The organism is Candidatus Nitrotoga arctica (assembly GCF_918378365.1).
GTDB classification, from domain to species: Bacteria; Pseudomonadota; Gammaproteobacteria; order Burkholderiales; family Gallionellaceae; genus Nitrotoga; species Nitrotoga arctica.
Genome location: NZ_OU912926.1, coordinates 392,756 through 410,297 on the forward strand (window position 1 = coordinate 392,756; position 17,542 = coordinate 410,297).

General features: G+C 48.7%; 17 protein-coding genes, 1 tRNA gene and 2 pseudogenes. 14 read left to right on the plus strand and 6 right to left on the minus strand.

Annotation, left to right across the window (positions count from 1 at the left end):
• Nucleotides 1–380: 380 nt before the first annotated feature.
• On the minus strand, nucleotides 381–749 hold the full coding sequence (locus MKZ32_RS01835) for an Mth938-like domain-containing protein (RefSeq protein ID WP_239795713.1): 369 nt from the start codon (nucleotides 747–749) through the stop codon (nucleotides 381–383).
• Between the two features lie 190 nt (nucleotides 750–939).
• Here MKZ32_RS01835 and MKZ32_RS01840 point away from each other — a divergent pair, with 190 nt between their 5' ends.
• The 12 genes and pseudogenes from MKZ32_RS01840 to MKZ32_RS01895 all read left to right on the plus strand — a co-directional run bounded on the left by MKZ32_RS01840 (nucleotide 940) and on the right by MKZ32_RS01895 (nucleotide 11,080).
• On the plus strand, nucleotides 940–2,178 hold the full coding sequence (locus MKZ32_RS01840; protein WP_420887751.1) for a pyridoxal phosphate-dependent aminotransferase: 1,239 nt from the start codon (nucleotides 940–942) through the stop codon (nucleotides 2,176–2,178).
• Nucleotides 2,179–2,310: 132 nt separating this feature from the next.
• On the plus strand, nucleotides 2,311–2,649 hold the full coding sequence (locus tag MKZ32_RS01845; RefSeq protein ID WP_239795714.1) for a GIY-YIG nuclease family protein: 339 nt from the start codon (nucleotides 2,311–2,313) through the stop codon (nucleotides 2,647–2,649).
• A gap of 224 nt (nucleotides 2,650–2,873) precedes the next feature.
• Nucleotides 2,874–4,187 (plus strand): homoserine dehydrogenase, encoded by a 1,314-nt coding sequence (locus tag MKZ32_RS01850; RefSeq protein ID WP_239798076.1) that lies wholly within the window; start codon nucleotides 2,874–2,876, stop codon nucleotides 4,185–4,187.
• 98 nt (nucleotides 4,188–4,285) lie between these two features.
• Nucleotides 4,286–5,719: a threonine synthase gene (thrC, locus tag MKZ32_RS01855; protein ID WP_239795715.1), complete on the plus strand. Its 1,434-nt coding sequence runs from the start codon at nucleotides 4,286–4,288 to the stop codon at nucleotides 5,717–5,719.
• A gap of 408 nt (nucleotides 5,720–6,127) precedes the next feature.
• A complete protein-coding gene (locus MKZ32_RS01860) occupies nucleotides 6,128–6,406 on the plus strand; it encodes an antitoxin of toxin-antitoxin stability system (protein WP_239795716.1) in 279 nt (92 codons plus the stop codon).
• Nucleotides 6,403–6,687 (plus strand): type II toxin-antitoxin system RelE/ParE family toxin, encoded by a 285-nt coding sequence (locus tag MKZ32_RS01865; protein WP_239795717.1) that lies wholly within the window; start codon nucleotides 6,403–6,405, stop codon nucleotides 6,685–6,687. Before MKZ32_RS01860 ends, MKZ32_RS01865 begins: the two co-directional genes overlap by 4 nt.
• A gap of 37 nt (nucleotides 6,688–6,724) precedes the next feature.
• Nucleotides 6,725–6,937, plus strand: a pseudogene (locus tag MKZ32_RS01870) (IS110 family transposase); the annotation flags it as partial.
• Between the two features lie 310 nt (nucleotides 6,938–7,247).
• On the plus strand, nucleotides 7,248–7,583 hold the full coding sequence (locus MKZ32_RS01875) for a hypothetical protein (protein ID WP_239795718.1): 336 nt from the start codon (nucleotides 7,248–7,250) through the stop codon (nucleotides 7,581–7,583).
• 41 nt (nucleotides 7,584–7,624) lie between these two features.
• A complete protein-coding gene (locus MKZ32_RS01880; protein WP_239795719.1) occupies nucleotides 7,625–8,074 on the plus strand; it encodes a hypothetical protein in 450 nt (149 codons plus the stop codon).
• Nucleotides 8,075–8,372: 298 nt separating this feature from the next.
• Nucleotides 8,373–9,218, plus strand: coding sequence for a carboxylating nicotinate-nucleotide diphosphorylase (nadC, locus tag MKZ32_RS01885; RefSeq protein WP_239795720.1), 846 nt, complete (start codon nucleotides 8,373–8,375; stop codon nucleotides 9,216–9,218).
• 46 nt (nucleotides 9,219–9,264) lie between these two features.
• Nucleotides 9,265–9,699 carry a thioredoxin TrxC gene (gene trxC, locus MKZ32_RS01890; RefSeq protein WP_239795721.1) on the plus strand — a complete coding sequence of 145 codons (435 nt, stop codon included), beginning with the start codon at nucleotides 9,265–9,267 and terminating at the stop codon, nucleotides 9,697–9,699.
• Between the two features lie 181 nt (nucleotides 9,700–9,880).
• A complete protein-coding gene (locus tag MKZ32_RS01895) occupies nucleotides 9,881–11,080 on the plus strand; it encodes a hypothetical protein (protein WP_239795722.1) in 1,200 nt (399 codons plus the stop codon).
• A gap of 124 nt (nucleotides 11,081–11,204) precedes the next feature.
• Here the strand turns inward: MKZ32_RS01895 and MKZ32_RS01900 are convergent, their stop codons facing one another.
• On the minus strand, nucleotides 11,205–12,221 hold the full coding sequence (locus MKZ32_RS01900; RefSeq protein WP_239795723.1) for a M12 family metallopeptidase: 1,017 nt from the start codon (nucleotides 12,219–12,221) through the stop codon (nucleotides 11,205–11,207).
• Nucleotides 12,222–12,650: 429 nt separating this feature from the next.
• Here MKZ32_RS01900 and MKZ32_RS01905 point away from each other — a divergent pair, with 429 nt between their 5' ends.
• A complete protein-coding gene (locus MKZ32_RS01905; RefSeq protein WP_239795724.1) occupies nucleotides 12,651–13,691 on the plus strand; it encodes an IS630 family transposase in 1,041 nt (346 codons plus the stop codon).
• Between the two features lie 344 nt (nucleotides 13,692–14,035).
• On the opposite strand, the gene MKZ32_RS01910 is transcribed toward MKZ32_RS01905, so the two are convergent.
• The 3 genes and pseudogenes from MKZ32_RS01910 to MKZ32_RS01920 form a co-directional block, all read right to left on the minus strand.
• A complete protein-coding gene (locus tag MKZ32_RS01910) occupies nucleotides 14,036–14,419 on the minus strand; it encodes a hypothetical protein (RefSeq protein ID WP_239795725.1) in 384 nt (127 codons plus the stop codon).
• A 78-nt stretch (nucleotides 14,420–14,497) separates the two neighbouring features.
• Nucleotides 14,498–15,234, minus strand: a pseudogene (locus MKZ32_RS01915) (helix-turn-helix domain-containing protein).
• A 106-nt stretch (nucleotides 15,235–15,340) separates the two neighbouring features.
• Nucleotides 15,341–15,847 (minus strand): EF-hand domain-containing protein, encoded by a 507-nt coding sequence (locus MKZ32_RS01920; RefSeq protein WP_239795726.1) that lies wholly within the window; start codon nucleotides 15,845–15,847, stop codon nucleotides 15,341–15,343.
• Nucleotides 15,848–16,283: 436 nt separating this feature from the next.
• Here MKZ32_RS01920 and MKZ32_RS01925 point away from each other — a divergent pair, with 436 nt between their 5' ends.
• The gene (locus tag MKZ32_RS01925) at nucleotides 16,284–16,430 is read left to right on the plus strand and encodes a hypothetical protein (RefSeq protein WP_239795727.1); all 147 of its coding nucleotides are present in this window, start codon (nucleotides 16,284–16,286) and stop codon (nucleotides 16,428–16,430) included.
• Nucleotides 16,431–17,124: 694 nt separating this feature from the next.
• Here MKZ32_RS01925 and MKZ32_RS01930 read toward each other — a convergent pair.
• Nucleotides 17,125–17,200: transfer RNA gene (locus tag MKZ32_RS01930), tRNA-Arg, on the minus strand.
• Nucleotides 17,201–17,542: the final 342 nt, after the last annotated feature.

The window sequence follows — 17,542 nt, forward strand, 5'->3', positions numbered from 1 at the left end:
AATTTATCCTCCGCTGAATATGCTAATAAATGTCGCCTGCAACATAGCAGCGACTAAAACAAAGCGCCTGCATCTACTTTCTACAACATTAAAAAATGCGTGAAAAATAAGCTGGACAGGATCGAATCCTAAGATAATAACCATAAAAAGCGAATAAGCAAATTGCTTATTTTGGCTAAAGAATTCATATTTTTTGAAATATTTTTAATGCCGGATGTACTTAAGGTGGCCAAACTGGATGTGCAGCAAAAAACGGTCAAGTTTTAATTCAGGTGGTGGAAAAGTACTGACTTGATGTGGGGCGGCTTTCCTCGTCGGGCACAATCAGTTGTGCAAATCCTTGGTGAATGATATTCCCTAATGCGTTACTCATAACAAAGTTATAGCAAGATGGCGGCAACCACTTTGCGGTCTTCTCCCATGAGGATGTTGTACGTGCGGCAGGCGGCGGGGGTATCCATACTTTCCACGCCGATGCCGGCCGCGGTCAATTGCTGATATAGGCGTGGATGCGGAAAACGCTGCTGCGCACCGGTTCCGAGCAGTACAATTTCTGGCTTCATGACTAGAAGATAGACGAAGTGCGATTCGTTTAATGCATCGAAACCTTGCGGCTGCCAATCGCTGAATACCTGTTCTGGCATGACCACTATGGAATGCTCAAAGCACTGGCCATTGACCGTGACATAGCCAGCGCCGTGGGCAGTGAAAACATTTTGGTTTGTGCGGGTATTGAGATGCAGTTTCACGCGAGTTCTCCATTTGCTGACCTAGGCGCGCTCGGTTAGAATCATGCCCTTTGCAGTCAGTAATTTCAAGGATCATAAGTGTATTTATGCCGTTTGTCGTTCGTGTCAAATTCTACCACCCAGCGGATTGATGTCACAGTTTGAAGCAACAGATTGAGAGAACTAATTGAAACAACCTGACAGCACAGATATGGAAGTTGTGCCCCTTATATTGAAATCCACCAAACTGGCAAGCGTCTGCTATGACATTCGCGGCCCCGTTATGGCGCGCGCCAAGCAGATGGAAGAAGACGGCCATCGTATTATAAAACTGAATATTGGCAATTTGGCGTCATTTGGCTTCGAAGCGCCGGAAGAAATTCAGCAGGACGTAATACATAACCTGCCTAACTCCTCCGGCTATTCTGATTCAAAAGGACTGTTTGCCGCGCGCAAAGCCATCATGCACTACGCCCAGCAAAAGAATATCGCCGGGGTGGGACTAGAGGATATTTTCATTGGCAATGGCGCATCCGAATTGATCGTGATGTCCATGCAGGGACTGCTTAATACGGGCGATGAAGTGCTCGTGCCAGCGCCGGATTATCCGCTGTGGACGGCGGCGGTCACCTTGGCAGGCGGCACGCCGCGCCACTATTTATGCGACGAACAGGCTGACTGGTTGCCGGACGTGGCCGACATCAGCAGCAAAATCACACCCAACACACGCGCCATCGTGCTGATCAACCCGAATAATCCCACTGGTACGATATACCCGGATTCGTTGTTGCAAGAAATTATCGAAATCGCACGCAAAAACAGACTCATTGTGTTCGCCGACGAAATTTATGACAAGGTACTCTATGACGGCGTGAGCCATACCTCAATTGCTTCGCTGGCGGATGATGTACTGTTCGTTACGTTTAACGGTCTGTCCAAGAATTATCGTGCTTGTGGCTATCGTGCCGGCTGGATGATTGTGTCGGGCAGAAAGAAGCACGCGCAGGATTATATTGATGGCCTGGGCATTCTCGCTTCGATGCGGCTGTGTTCAAACGTGCCCGGGCAATTCGCCATCCAGACTGCGCTGGGAGGTTATCAGAGCATCAATGATCTGGTCGCGCCTTCCGGACGGCTGTGTAAGCAGCGGGACCTTGCATACCAATTGCTTACCGCTATTCCGGGTGTTACATGCGTCAAGCCGAAAGCTGCGCTATACATGTTTCCGCGCCTGGACCCCAGGATGTATCCAGTCAATGACGATCAGAAATTTATCCTTGAACTGCTGGAAACCGAGAAGGTGCTCGTGGTTCAGGGTACGGGCTTTAACTGGGCGAATCCCGACCACTTCCGCGTGGTGTTCCTGCCTAATGCGGACGATTTAGTCGAAGCGATTAGCCGAATTGCACGTTTTCTGGAGTATTACCGGAAGCGGTATGGGAAGAAGTAGTGGCTCTACATGATTCGCATGTGGACAACCCTTCGATATGTGCAAGATGAACAACAAGAAATAATCATTTAAAAATCCGTTCGTCCTGAGCTTGTCGAAGGATGGATGGATTGCTAATTAAGGATAAATGAAATGTTTTGGGTGTACATTCTCCGCTGTGCCGACGGTAGCTATTACACCGGTCATACCGACAATCTTGAAAGGCGCATCGCCCAGCACCAGGCCGGAGAATGCGAGGGTTACACCGCAACGCGCCGTCCGGTGGAACTTACTTGGTCTCAGGAGTGTGTCATGCGGGAAGACGCCTTGTCAGCCGAAATGCAAATCAAAGGCTGGAGCCGCAAGAAGAAAGAAGCCATGATGCGTAGCGACTGGACGGAAGTTTCTCGCTTGGCGAAAAGTAAATTCGCTCATCCTTCGACAAGCTCAGGACGAACGGATTTATTTCTTCTGCGGGAGGTTGAAAATTGATACCCACTTTATTTCACATAGAGCCGAAGTGATTATGGAAACCCAAACATGCCCTCTCAAGTTTTTCAAGGTATGCATTTAATCTACAATGAATTTTTATAAGAGAGGCTTCCGGGCAATTTGCAACCTCGGCCCGAGTACCCCCGCTAACCCTTCACAATCCCTATTATCAGGGGAGCCGAGAGGGGATGAATAAACGAATTGAATTTTGGAGTAAAAAACAAATGAAGCCAATGAACGTAGGTCTACTGGGTATAGGCACCGTAGGTGCAGGCACATTTACCGTGTTGTCACGCAATGCTGAAGAAATTTCCCGCCGGGCGGGGCGTCCCATACGCATTGTCGCGGTGGCGGAAAAGGATGTAGCACGTGCCAATGAAATTACACAGGGCACCTGTCGGGTAGTTGACGATGCCTTCGCTGTGGTGAGCGACCCAGAAGTGGATATCGTTATTGAGCTAATCGGCGGCTGCGGTGTGGCCAAAGAATTAGTGCTTAAGGCCATTGCTAATGGCAAGCATGTGGTCACTGCTAACAAGGCGCTACTGGCCATGCATGGCAACGAAATATTTGCGGAGGCACAAAAGCAGGGCGTGATGGTTGCATTCGAAGCGGCAGTGGCGGGCGGTGTGCCGATTATCAAAGCGGTACGCGAGGGACTGAGCGCAAATCGCATTGAATGGATTGCCGGGATTATTAATGGAACTACTAACTTTATCCTATCCGAGATGCGCGATAAGGGGCTAAGTTTCGATACCGTGCTGAAAGAAGCACAGCGTTTGGGTTACGCCGAAGCCGATCCGACTTTCGACATCGAAGGGGTGGATGCGGCGCACAAAATCACCATACTCTCTGCGATTGCGTTCGGCATTCCGATGCAATTCGACAAAGCGTATATTGAGGGCATTTCCCAGCTTAATGCAAAAGACATAAAGTACGCCGAACAACTCGGCTATCGCATCAAACTGCTCGGAATTACCAGACGCACCCCGGCAGGTGTTGAGTTACGCGTGCATCCCACCTTGATTCCCGCCAAACGACTGATCGCCAATGTGGAAGGTGCAATGAACGCGGTGGTAGTACAGGGTGACGCAGTCGGTGCTACGTTGTATTACGGCAAGGGCGCTGGGGCGGAACCAACGGCCAGTGCGGTGATTGCCGATCTGATCGATGTGACGCGTATGCACACTGCCGACCCGGAACATCGTGTGCCGCATTTGGCATTCCAGCCGGATCAATTGGTCGACCTGCCCATTCTGCCAATAGCTGAGGTGCAGACCTGTTTCTACCTGCGCCTGCGGGTGCATGATGAACCTGGCGTGCTGGCCGATATCACACGTGTGCTGGCTGATGAGCAGATTTCGATTGATGCCTTGATTCAGAAAGAACCGGGAGATGGTGAAGACGAGACGGATTTGATTCTGCTTACCCATTTGACCCTCGAAAAACGCGTCAATGCAGCTATTGCCCGGCTTGAAAAACTGTCAGTGGTAGTGGGTAAAGTGACGCGCATCCGCATGGAAGAGTTGGGCAAATAAGGCATTCCCTCTCTACGGAGAAACACTTGTAAAAACTTATTCCCTACTCCTCTCTCCTGTAACAAGGAATAGGGATTGAAAGCGAAGCGAGCAAAGCAATGAAATACATCTCCACACGTGGCAATTCACCCGCTAAAAATTTCACCGAAATTCTGCTCGGGGGACTCGCCCCCGATGGCGGCCTGTACCTGCCGGAAGAATATCCACAAGTAACGCGAGCCGATCTGGATAACTGGCGCAATCTGCCTTATGCTGATCTCGCTTATGCCGTGCTGTCCAAATTTGCAACGGATATTCCTGCAGCCGACCTTAAAGTGATCGTTAGCAAGACTTATACCTCTGCCAAGTATCACAATGCCCGCGCTGATTCTGACACTCAACAAATTACTCCATTGCGTACGCTGGAGTCGGGAATGCATATTTTAGAATTATCCAACGGCCCGACCTTGTCGTTCAAGGACATGGCGATGCAATTGCTGGGTAATCTGTTCGAATACGTGCTGGATAAACAGGGCGAAGAACTTAATATCCTTGGCGCCACTTCCGGTGATACCGGCTCGGCGGCGGAATACGCCATGCGCGGCAAGCGCGGCATCCGTGTGTTCATGTTGTCGCCGCACGGCAAAATGTCCGCTTTCCAGCGTGCGCAGATGTTTTCACTACAAGATCCAAACATCTTCAACATCGCCATTCGTGGCGTGTTTGACGAGGCGCAGGACATGGTCAAGGCAGTGTCCAATGATCACGCCTTCAAAGCGAAATATAAAATCGGCACGGTCAATTCGATCAACTGGGCGCGTGTGTCGGCGCAGATCGTCTATTATTTCAAGGGCTACTTTGCCGCGACACAATCCAACGATGAGAAAGTTGCGTTTTCGGTGCCCTCCGGCAATTTCGGTAACATTTGCGCGGGCCACATTGCGCGCATGATGGGCTTGCCCATCGGTCAGCTTATCCTTGCCACTAATGAAAACGATGTATTGGATGAGTTCTTTAGAACCGGCGTCTATCGCCCGCGCGCGACGGATCACACCTATCACACCAGCAGCCCGTCGATGGATATCTCCAAGGCATCCAACTTCGAACGCTTTATATTTGATCTGGTTGGGCGCGATGCAGCCAAGGTGCGTGAATTCTGGAGCGGCATTGATGCGGGGGGCGCGTTTGACATTAAGGGCACGCCCTATTGGCATGAGCTGTCTAAATTTGGTTTCGCTTCCGGAAAAAGTACGCACCTCGACCGCCTCAAGATCATCCGCGAACTGTGGGAAGACTACGACGTAATGGTCGATACCCATACCGCGGATGGGATCAAAGTCGGCCTCGAACAACGCCGCCCCAGCTTGCCGCTAATCTGCTTGGAAACCGCGTTGCCAGCCAAGTTTGAAGAAACCATCATCGAGGCACTCGGACGCAATCCGGAACGGCCAGCCGGATTAGAATCTATCGAGAAATTACCACAGCGCGTCGAGGTGATGGACGCAGATTTGGAAAAGCTTAAGGCGTACATCGCTGCCAAAATTCCGAATTAGAGCTCAAAAATGTCCAAGGTTTTATGGTGAATGCGGCGACATGTTGCCGTTTTCATGATTTGTCCTGTTGGCCCAATATAAAAAAGCTTTATCATCAAACAATCCATCCTTGACCCTGTATTCCTCTGTTGCTGATCGAAAACTCCATCCATCCTTCCTTCCTTCGATAAGCTCAGGACGTTCGGCAAAACAAGCTTAGGACGAAGGAAATTTTTTGCGCTTACCGAATAGGTGAATGATCGTTCGTACTGAGTAGCCTTGCTTTGGCATGGCGTATCGAAGTATGAATGGGTGTATACAGAGGAAAATTGACCTGCCTCTTTGCTCTTGGCGTATTTTTTTGTAGGTATATTGAACGAGCAATGAAAACGTATATACTTTAGCAGTATATTTTATGAGGGTCGCACCATGTCCAAAGAAGCTGTTTTCACAATGAAGTTGGAGCCTGAGCTACGCGCGGAGTTCATGGCCGAAGCGGAAGCCGCCCACCGGCCGGCGTCTCAGGTCATGCGCGAATTGATGCGCGAATTCGTTCATCGTCAGCGAGAGGCGCGGGAATATGACGAGTTTCTGAGTCGTAAGGTCGATGCCGGCCGCGCCTCGATGCGCGCTGGTGTCGGTCACGCCAATGATGAAGTTGAAGCCACGTTCGCCGCGCGGCGTGCAGTTGTGACGAACCAAGCGTGAGGATTATCTGGACGCTTGAAGCGCTGCAGGATCGCGTTGATGTTTGGGACTGCATCGCGGCGGATAACCTGCGAGCGGCCGCCCGCATGGATGAGCTTTTCAGCGATGCGGCTGCTCAGCTGGCCGATCACCCGAAGCTGGGGCGACCGGGAAAAATTCAAGGAACCCGCGAGCTGATCCCGCATGAAAACTATCGCCTAGTGTACGAAATTAGCGGCGAAGCCGTGTGGATGCTGGCCTTGGTTCACACTGCGTGCCAGTGGCCATTAGTCCGTGATTGAGTGAGGGGAGTATTCAGCACAACCGAGCTTTGTCATTTCGACTGAAAGAAGAAATCCTTACCGGGCTGCCATCATGGGGACACGCTACAACCCACACGTCAAAGCTGTTTATGAGCGCTTGCTTGCCTGGGGCAAGTCCAAGATGTCCGCTCTTGGTGCCGCAATGCGCAAACTGGTGCATTTGTGCTTTGGTGTACTCAAAACTCAACAGCCGTATCAACACGATTACTTGAAAAATGCTTGGCGTTAGAGGCGGTATCTACATTAGCCTGGGCTACGCTTGCTGCATCAGCACGCCGGTAACGCATGTTTCATCCTCTTGTATGTTGGGCTTGGTGCAGCCCTTGAACGGTTACGTTATGATCATCCTGGGCTGCAACTTTGATGAGAGGCCTCAGAGTCTGACCTTATTTGTTATTTGTTCTTCAAAACCTTACAATCCTCATAGATTCCATTCTCCGGTGGTTCAGTCCAACTGAGGTTTATCCGATGCCAATAAGTCGGCGGGTTTAACATGTTAGGGAGGACGGCAGATAAACGGTATTCGTTAGAGGTTCCCAATGAACATACTTGTGTTGGTTGTTGGTCAGGATGATGGTGTGGTCCAGCCGTACTACGGAGTCGAACATGAAGGTAAGTTATGGCTTATTACAGCATGGTTGATAGAGACTGTAACAGGATTAGCCACGCCAGAGAGAATGATTCGCGTAGATACACAGCCCGTTCAAAAGATTGACGAACCGGGGGCAAAGTTTCACTACGCAAATATTCTATTGCCCAAAGCCGTGATCGAGGGCCTTTCCCAAGAAACACCCGGATATGAGGTACGAAGTCTCCCAAACTCGCCGGTCGTTCATCGAGATGACCTGAAACCACTCCCGATACTTTTTTGCTAGCCATGCTTCCTCCATTTCACCATTATTTTAGGCTCCACATCGTGCTTAAGCTCTTCTCTGGATTTGCGTTTCTGCTGCTATCGGCCTGCGCCGTTGGACAAGTTATTGATCCGGAATCCTACATCAAACAGAACGGCTCCCAAAAAAAAGCCGCTGCAGGATTAGGCATCTTCTACACAACGATTAAAAGAGTACAAGCAGATGAAATACCGCCATTCATGGAGGCAGTGAAAACAATGCCTCGTACGGAAGAGGCGAAAAATATCTGCCAGCAGCAAGCCACTGGAGTGCAGAAGCAATTCGACTCGGAGGGGAGGAAAGATCTTCGTGTCAGAAAGTCAGTTGGCTATGGCGGGCCGCAAGACGGAAAGTTTGGATGTGTGTTCTTTATTGAATCGCAGAGGGCAATTGCCGCTACTCAAGTTTACTTCATAAAGATCGTGCTTCGCGACAAAACCTATGATGCTTACACGGTGATTGTTTCCCACTAGCTCGATAGGAAGCGTCTCTAACGTCAAGCATTTTTAATGCTCGGTAGGTTGGGCTGAATGAAATGAAGCCCAACATCTCATCGCTAACCATCTATCCATTACCTCTTTGCCACCCCAATCCGATGTTGCCATTCCCCGCTCAATGTAGCCATGCAATGTTGAATGTGGCCAATCAACAGGCCGAGTGACTCAGCCATGTTTTACAGGATTTTAATGAATGTAGTCAATGTGCTGACAGTATTATGAAAATTTATAATTTGATAATGAGCAAACTACAGGCGTCTACGTCTAACCTAAAATGATCAACCAACATGACCTTGCTATCCATATTTATGCCAACGTAACTACCGCTCTCGATGAAGACCTGCGCGACGGTGATCTCACCGCGCAACTCATTCCATTACATACACAAGCACACGCCACTGTTATTACGCGCCAAGATGCAGTGTTATGCGGCGCAGCTTGGTTTGATGCATGTTTTAAAGCGATGGATAAAGATTGCATCATTCATTGGCTTGCGCAGGATGGCGATGTCATAGCAGCCAAGCAAACGCTGTGCGAGATACGCGGTGATGCACGTGCGATGCTGACTGCCGAACGGTGTGCTCTGAATTTTTTGCAAACACTTTCCGCTACCGCCACGCAGACGCGGCACTATGTCGAGGCGGTACGCGGCACGCATGCGAAAATTCTGGATACACGCAAGACGCTGCCGGGCCTGCGTATTGCACAGAAATATGCGGTGAAAACGGGCGGCGGGCATAACCAGCGGATTGGTTTATTTGATGGCATGCTGATTAAGGAGAATCACATTCTGGCTGCGGGCGGCATCCATCCTGCGCTGGAACAGGCTTTTCGTCTTGCTCCTGAGGGTATAAGCATCCAAATTGAAGTAGAAAATCTGGAACAGCTGCGTGAAGTGCTAGATGCTGGTGCCAAGCTAATTTTGCTCGACAATTTCGATCTCGATAGTATGCGTGTTGCTGTCAAACTCACTGCCGGACGCGCCGAACTTGAAGCCTCCGGCGGCATTACTCTTGATAAAGTACGCGCTATCGCCGAGACCGGCGTAGAACGCATCTCCATTGGTGGCCTGACCAAAGATATACAGGCTGTAGATTTATCGATGCGGTTTGAAATTTAAACTATCATTCCCCATGTAGGGAGCATTCACAACTGAGGTAACAATCATGAGCGATTCCATTAATATCGTCTGTCCGAGTTGCGATGCGGTAAACCGCATTCCCGCTGGAAAGTTAACCAGCCAGCCGAACTGCGGCAAATGTAAACAAGCTCTATTTAACGCGCATCCGATTGAGCTGGGCAGCAGCAACTTCGAGAAACACATCACGCGTAATGATATCCCGGTTTTAGTGGATTTCTGGGCACCATGGTGTGGTCCCTGCCGCATGATGGCACCCGCCTTTATACAGGCAGCAGAGAAACTCGAGCCGGGAATACGTTTAGCTAAACTAAATACAGAAGAAGCACAGGAACTGGGCGCGCGCTATAACATCCGCAGCATTCCCACCTTGGCCATATTTAAAAATGGGCGTGAGGTGGCAAGACAGGCAGGTGCCATGGATGTGGCCGGCATTGTGTCGTGGGCTCGTGCTAACGCCTGAGAAATGCCACCCAAACGTTATGCAACTGGTGCGGGAGGTTGAAAGTTGATTGCCCACTCTCTTTCACATAGAGCCAATAAAAATGGGAGGGAGACCGCCAGTGAATATACTTATGAAAAAAATCAACAAATCATATGGATGCAAACGATTTCTGTCGTGTCTGGCGATAGGAATCGTTTGTTTGTCAACAGCTGGATGTGTCACGGGTCCACGTAGCCTCGAGACTGATCGACTCACATACAATGAGGCGATCAAGAGCACCACCGAGGCCCAGTTACTGCTCAATATTGTACGGCTGCGCTACAACGATACGCCGAGCAGCTTGGCAGTATCGGCGATTGCGACGCAATTTGAGATACAGAAAAGTTTTTCGCTGACTCCCTTTTTCGGCGTGAACGGCGGTGATCCGGCGCAGCACTTTTCCGCACTGCTGCCGCAAGCGCAAATATCTACTACTGACCGCCCTACCATTACGCTGACCCCGCTTGACGACCAGGAATTCACGCGCAAGCTTTTTACACCGATGACACTTGATGGTGTGCTTTACCTCACAAAAACAACGTGGCCGATATCAACGGTATTTCGTCTATGGCTGGAGAATCTTAATTGGGTTTCCAACGCCCAGAACGGTAGCGGCCCGACATTGAAGAGCGTGCCAGACTATGCCGAATTTTTGCGCGGAATCGATGCGCTGCAAGCGCTGCAGGATCGAGGCCACATCGTGTTCGGCACGGAAGAGCGAGAGGAGGCGCAACAAGGGACTGTGGCCGCAGGCCTAACGGCTCACGACTTGCTGGATGCAGCCAAGGAAGGTTATGAATTTCGTCCTGATCACAATAGCGCATTGGTATTAGTCAAGAAAAGCCGGCAACCGGTGATGAAGGTTCATCCGGAAGCATTGGCCTCAGCAGAAATGCGCGAACTCGCCCAGGTTTTCGGCCTCCGGCCTGGACTGCCGAAATATGATCTCAAGATCGAGAACCTGGACCCGTTCAAGATAAATCATCCGCCGGATGGCGTAGACGTTATGGACTTGGAGACGCGCTCGTTGCTTCAGGTGTTGTATTTCGTTTCCAAAGGGCTTGATGTTCCTGTGGAACATGTGGGACGGGGATTTGTTCAGGCAACTACCGACGAAACGGGCCAGCCGTTCGATTGGCGAAAAATCACGAGTAATCTCTTCCACGTATACTCGGTCATTGGAGACAGGCCACCAACCGCGCATGTGGCGGTCAAATATCTGGACTACTGGTTCTATATAGACAAAGCTGATCAGGACACTATGGCTACTTTTTCGTTGCTGATGCAATTGGCGCGATTGGAAACAAATGGCAAAACAGGGCTAGGGCCAGCGCTGACCCTGCCGTTGGGCGGGCGATAATAGGGGAACTGGTCAGTCATAGACATTGAATATTTTGCAAAGCAACGTTGCACAGGGACCAGGAGTTATTAATGATGCCCGACGGTAATCTGTCGGGCACAGGCGGGGAAAGTGGACCGATTCGTTAGTTTTGGTTCACTCTGATGCTGTACGAGCCAGTACCTTGAGCCTTATTATAATGTCGAACTTGGGCAAAATATTGTCCCGGGATGAGTTGAGCTGCGATTCTTGAGTTTAGCCCAATGCCACCATCGTCGTCTTCGGTAATAAGACTCGTCTGACTGTTGGGGCCGAATAACTTCATCACCACATCGGTCTGGCCGCCCGTTTGGATGATATGGCGACCACTCTTTTTTACGGTGAATTTGAACAGGTCTTCTTCACCAGGCAGGCCGATCGAGGTCGATACAGGTGCTGCATTGACGCTCAACTCGATCGCTTGAACCGCAATGTGCGGATAGGCTTGTTCGCTGGCAATGAAGGCCTGGTCCAGCGCTGACAACACGTTATTCTCTTTGGTGCCATGGCCGTTTTTGACCCAAGTGTCGGGAAAGAAGTAAAGCATGATCGAAGCGGGATCGAATTCCGTCCCTTTGATCTGATCAACCGCATATTTTTCCAAAACATTTTGCCGGACTTGATCCGGGGTCCAGCTATTCGGCGGTTTACCTAAGTCGCTGATAACGACTTCCTCGTTCCACTCAATTCCCCCCAACGGATTTTGATGCTCGTGTGCAAGACCAATTGCATGGCCAAACTCATGGGCGGCAGTGCCACCATCGAGAAATCCAAGGTTCATCGTGGGCTGATCGCGCGGGATTGATTGACAATCTGTACCGATATAGGACCACGCTCCATCCGAAGAATCAAAGGCAATGCGAATCTCTGCGTCAGGTGCGTTGTTAAACTCGAATTTCAGATTTGCATGCGGTAGCCACCAAAGCGCTTGTTCTTTGGCGGTTGCTTGCTGAGCCTCGGTCCCGCCCATGAATCGTACGCGTAGTGTCGATCCATTGACCCACATCTTTCTAAAAAGGAAGACCGCCTTCACTTTTCCATTGCCGAGCCTGATAGTCTGCTGTGGGCGGACAAGATCGAGCGGCAGAATTCTGTCGTGACAAATTTTTAGATTCTCTTTCATAGTGATCTCCTTAATATTAATAAAAAGCTGAATTCTTAGTCAATATTTATACCATTCTGATGCATCCTCGAATAACGGCCTTACGAGCTGCTCATGTCAAACTATCGTCTTCACGTGGAAATTACTATTCCAGCAAGGCCACAATAATAGGGCGTCCCCCAAAAAAAGCGAATAAGCAAATTGCTTATTTTTGATTAAAGGGCGTTCTACCATTTAATTAAAATTACAGGCCGAATAAGCTCGCTCTCCTACAGCCCAGTGGCTAGCACCAGCATAAATGACGTTCCAGATATCAGCACATTAAAGATGAACATAAGAAGGGAGAATCAGAGCACCAAATGGCAGCATGAACAAAAACATTCAGGCGACAACTATAGACCCGGCACGATTTATAAATGAATTTTTATTGGTTTCCGATGTCTATGGAGTATGGAAAAAGAAGATGCCCGCAAGCAGTCGCGAGAAGTACTGCATGAACGACGCAAGCAAGTTATTCGTATGCACCGCAAAGGTGTGGCGGTGATGGAGATCGTGGTGCAAACGGGACTGAGCTGGACGGCAGTCAATACGGCGCTGCGGTTGTATAAGGCTGAAGGTTCGGGGGCACTCAAGCCCGGCGTTCGGGGTAAAAAACCTGGCAGTGGACGTAGCTTGACGGTTAGCCAAGAGCTGGCGATTCAACAAACCATCTGCGACAGACGCCCCGAACAACTCAAGATGGATTTTGCGCTATGGAGCAGGCCCGCTGTGCGCCAGCACATTGAGCTGGCGCACAGTATCAAGCTGTCTATTCGGGCAGTAGGCAACCACTTGGCACGTTGGGGTTTTACACCACAAAAACCCATTAAAAAAGCATACGAGCAGCGGCCTGAAGCCGTCCAGGCTTGGCTTGTTGAACAGTATCCGGCCATTGAAACCAGAGCAAAAGCCGAAGGTGCGGAAATTCACTGGGGCGACGAGACGGCGCTAGTCAACACGGATGTCAGAGGCAGGAGCTATGCGCCGGTGGGCAAGACACCTGTGACGTTCGCAGTAGGCGGCACGCGCCACAAGCTATCGATGATTGCGACGGTAACCAATCAGGGTAAAACGCGCTGGATGATTATTGATGAGGCATTTAACTCCGACAAGCTCATTGAATTTCTGGAGGCGCTCATCAAGGATACAGACCGCAAGGTGTTTCTGATACTGGACAACTTGAGAGTTCATCACAGCAAACCTGTAAAGGCTTGGGCTGCCGAGAACGCACAGAAAATCGAGTTGTTCTACTTGCCCAGCTACAGCCCTGAACTCAACCCCGAAGAAAGACTGAATGCAGATCTCAAGCACGTCATCACTTCAAAGGTGCCAGTGCGCACCAAGGCAAAACTCAGAGCTGCTGCGACTGATCACATGACCATGCTTGAGCAAAACCCCGAACGCGTGCGCCGTTATTTCCGCGACCCAAAAGTCGCCTACGCGGCTTCATGAATAATTCGTGCCGGATCAATAGCTGGACAATCACCGAAGGTGCCACTCGTGTGTTAGGGTGAAGCGTTTTGTCCCTTGGGGATAGGGTATTTCGACTCTCTGGTGTTTGTCGCCAAAAACACATTCATGATGATGTGCGTATATCCGCGTGCGGAAGGAAGCAAGAAGGTAGGGCAGGTTTATTCTCTGGGAGAATTAATTTTTCTAGACTGCCTGTTTTCCAGCGCGTAGATCTTTTCCTTCATTCAAAAGGAATTCAAATGGACTTACAGACAGACAAGCTGGAATCAGTTATGGCCAATGGCCATAGGGGAGGCATTTTGAGCGAGACCAAGACTGAAAGATTATTTTTTTGGTGTTATGTCTATAACCTTCACACCAAGCTCTTTTAGCTTTTCATCAACTTCCTTACCTTTCTTTTTGGGAACGGTTTCCGTGAAATCGGCCTTCGGGTCAATTGGGTCGTAAGTAACCGTCCCGTCAGAGTTAACTTTCTTTGTCATGACGGGTTTTGATGTTATGTCAATAACCTGGACGCCCACTTCCCTTGCTTGTTTATCAATCTCCTTACTTAACTTTTGGGGTACTGTTTCTGGAGAGCCGGCCTTCGGGTCTCCCACTGGGTCATAGGTAACTGTGCCGTCAGGGTTGATTTTCTTGGTCATAACGGGGGCTGCAATTGCAACGCTTGAGATAGTAACGGCAAGCAGCAGTGTGATGAGTTTCATATTTAAGGCTCCTGGAAATATTTACAACTATTTGAAGCTCGTGCAATTGAGCAAGTGTGATTACATACTGGTCATATTTTATGAAACCGGTTTCTCATTGAGTAAGGTTTCCAACGGCATTCTGCCATTACAAACCCTGTGCCCTGATGAGTTCTTTCATTATTGTAATAATTGAGCCATTCGTCTAGATCTTCTGCAAGGTTTCCACATCGACATAAAATTTTTTAATGAACGACCTTGCTGTAGGTATCAATAACGTCTGCTGCTATATACGAGCCACGCCTTTTAGATTATCTACGTAGAAGGTATCTTGCGCACCCAAGTAGCCCGGATGAGCCGTTCCAATTTCACCGCAGGCCACATCATCCTCATGCTTGCGTTCAAGTGCGGCAATTTGCGCATCACTGAGTACATACCCTCATTCGCAACTTTGGCTTCCAGTGTGCTCAAGCGGCCTTTGAAATTCTCAAGTTTGTGCCGTAGCCAAATAGAGCGGACGCCACTACCTGCAACAAATACTCTGTGTTTACGTCATTCATTGCTGGTGCTGTGCTGACCATGTGCAGGAAGTCTACTGCATAACCGATGACAGCTTGTTCTGTGCCTTCGTTAACACGGTTCTAAAGATTAGGTACACGGCGCTCGCGATGGATGAGTCCTTCTAAACCTTCGGTTTCAACAAGTTCTTGATAGCGATAAAACGTGTTTCTCGACACGCCCATAATCTTGCAGGCTTTAGAGACGTTTTGAAGTTCTGACGCAAGATTGAGTAATCCTGCTTTATGTTTAATGATTGGGTTGCTAGTATGAAACATGAGCGTTACCTTTCTTTAAGTTTGATGACGGATTCGACACCCATATCAAACTCGATAACGCTCACTTTTTCAAGTGCATTGTCAGATCAGATTGAGACTAGTTCAGTTAATCATCGTCATCATCCTCATCGTCCATCTTCTTGTTTCGAGTATCGCCCATCCGCTTATCCTGGGAGCCGCCCATTTTATTGCTTGATTTATTAGCGCCGGAGTTTGGAGTCCAACAGCATGAGTTGTCGGAGCTATCGGTAGCCTTAGTATCGCTCTTGGGATTGGCGCTGTCCATTTTGGAACCGGACTTAGAGCCGGCCTTCCTGGAACCCATATCCCTATCACTCATTTTATTGTTCTCTCCGCTCATCATCTTTTTGTACGCAGCCTTCATTTCATCGGTGCTGAGTTGACCATCACCATTCGCATCCATTTGTTGAAATTTCTTTGCTCCATAATTATTAAATTCGTCTCTGGTAACCTTTTCATCAGAATTTGAATCCATAGCTTTGAACATTTGATCGTGCATATTTCCTTGAGATGAATCAGCGTCAGCGTGAGCCAAAGACGTGCCTAATACAAAGCAAGTTGTAATGGCGAGGTAATTAAAAGATTTTTTCATTTGAATCTCCATTTATGGTTTTACGGAAGATTTCTTAATCGACATAACCTTATGTCGCTCTGAAGAGTTTTGCCAAGACATTTGGCTAACTCTTCATTAAGCTTAATGCAGTGTATTGAACACAGTCTGTGCGATAGGGCACATTATTGTGCGTAGGCATTAGAGGGGCTAGATAAATCAAGTATGAGCGAGCAATAACAGCAGCGCTTATTGTGTCCCACCGAACAGACGTACCATACTCTCTCAACTATTCTGTAATTGTTCTCTGCTTATTGCTGTTGAGTACAAATAATTCCTCTTTTAATTATTTGTAACTGCAAGTCTCCCCTGACGTGCATTAAGCGGAGGGCTCTCAATTAGAGCGATAGAATTCGAGAATTTTTCTAAGTTCACGCCAAATAAAAGGGGCAAGCTAAACTGAATTTCGGAGCATATTATGCTGACGTTCGATCTAGACACTAACGAAAAAATTGATTTTAATGATACTACCAAAGCTAGAAAGTCTTTATTAGAAGTAGCTTATGGAGTCTTTATTGCTTTGCTCACCATAGCAGCAATTGATCCTAGCTTAATGACTTGGTGATTCAAGTATAAAAAATGTCGTACTGTTTGATACCGAACAGATAATGTTAAAGCCATTAGTTATTCTACAACCGCTCCCTGTTTCTTGCTACTTAGCACAAATGATTCGTGAATAGTCATTTGCGCCTACAGATCTCCACTGACTAGCATTGAGCAGGCGGCTTCATGATAGTAGCCCTTTCCGCTCTTTTCCTTCGGGGGAAAGGAGCGGTTTTTTATTGTTTGTCACAGGTGCACGTTTTTTTGGGCGGGCTGTGTGGGAAGGCGCAAGCCTGGCCGGTTCCTTTCCCAGGCTGTTAACCCGCACAGTTCCGTGCTCTTTCGTTTAACCACGTCGGAGAGCGATATAAATCGTAGTATCTAAAGGAACTCCTAATGAATCCTCCTCAAGCACACCTGCATCATCCCTCTACGGCTTTGGCATTGGGCATCATGCCTGGCGTTGCACTATCGTATCTTTTGGGAATCATCAGCATCATGAATCGCATAACAATATCCCCTTTTGCTTTGGTTTCAGGTCGTTGCTCTAATTTATAAAAATAATGATTTGTGGCTAATGAGGATAGTTTGAGCCGCGCTGACAATATTTTATAAACTCATACTCGAGTATTTAATAAATGCGATGACATACTGGTGGCATAAAGTTAATGTTCTGTGAGCTACAACAGATGAATCGCTGGAAGCACTGTTAACATTGGTGCCCCGAAGACGAATCGAACGTCCGACCTACCCCTTAGGAGGGGGTCGCTCTATCCACTGAGCTACCGAGGCGCGCGCGCATTCTAACGCAAATGAGCTCGGATCACACCTCTGCGATTCAGCATTTACCCTATGGTAATGCGTATTACTGGGCGAGGAAATTTGACAGAGACGACCACCTGCTCAAGCTGATAGTGCCACAATTCATGAAACAGTAATTAAGACGGGTAAGAACGACGTGACAGATCCCAAATTTGACTTTACAACCTGTTGGACTCCCGTCCAGTCGAAATAATCTGTGGCCAGTTGTGTATCTCTATTTCGATGGTAGCGAAAAGACAATCTTTCAATAGGTTTTGAGCGAAATAAAACCGGGCAATTATTCAATTGTCCGGTTGTGCCGCGGTAATACAA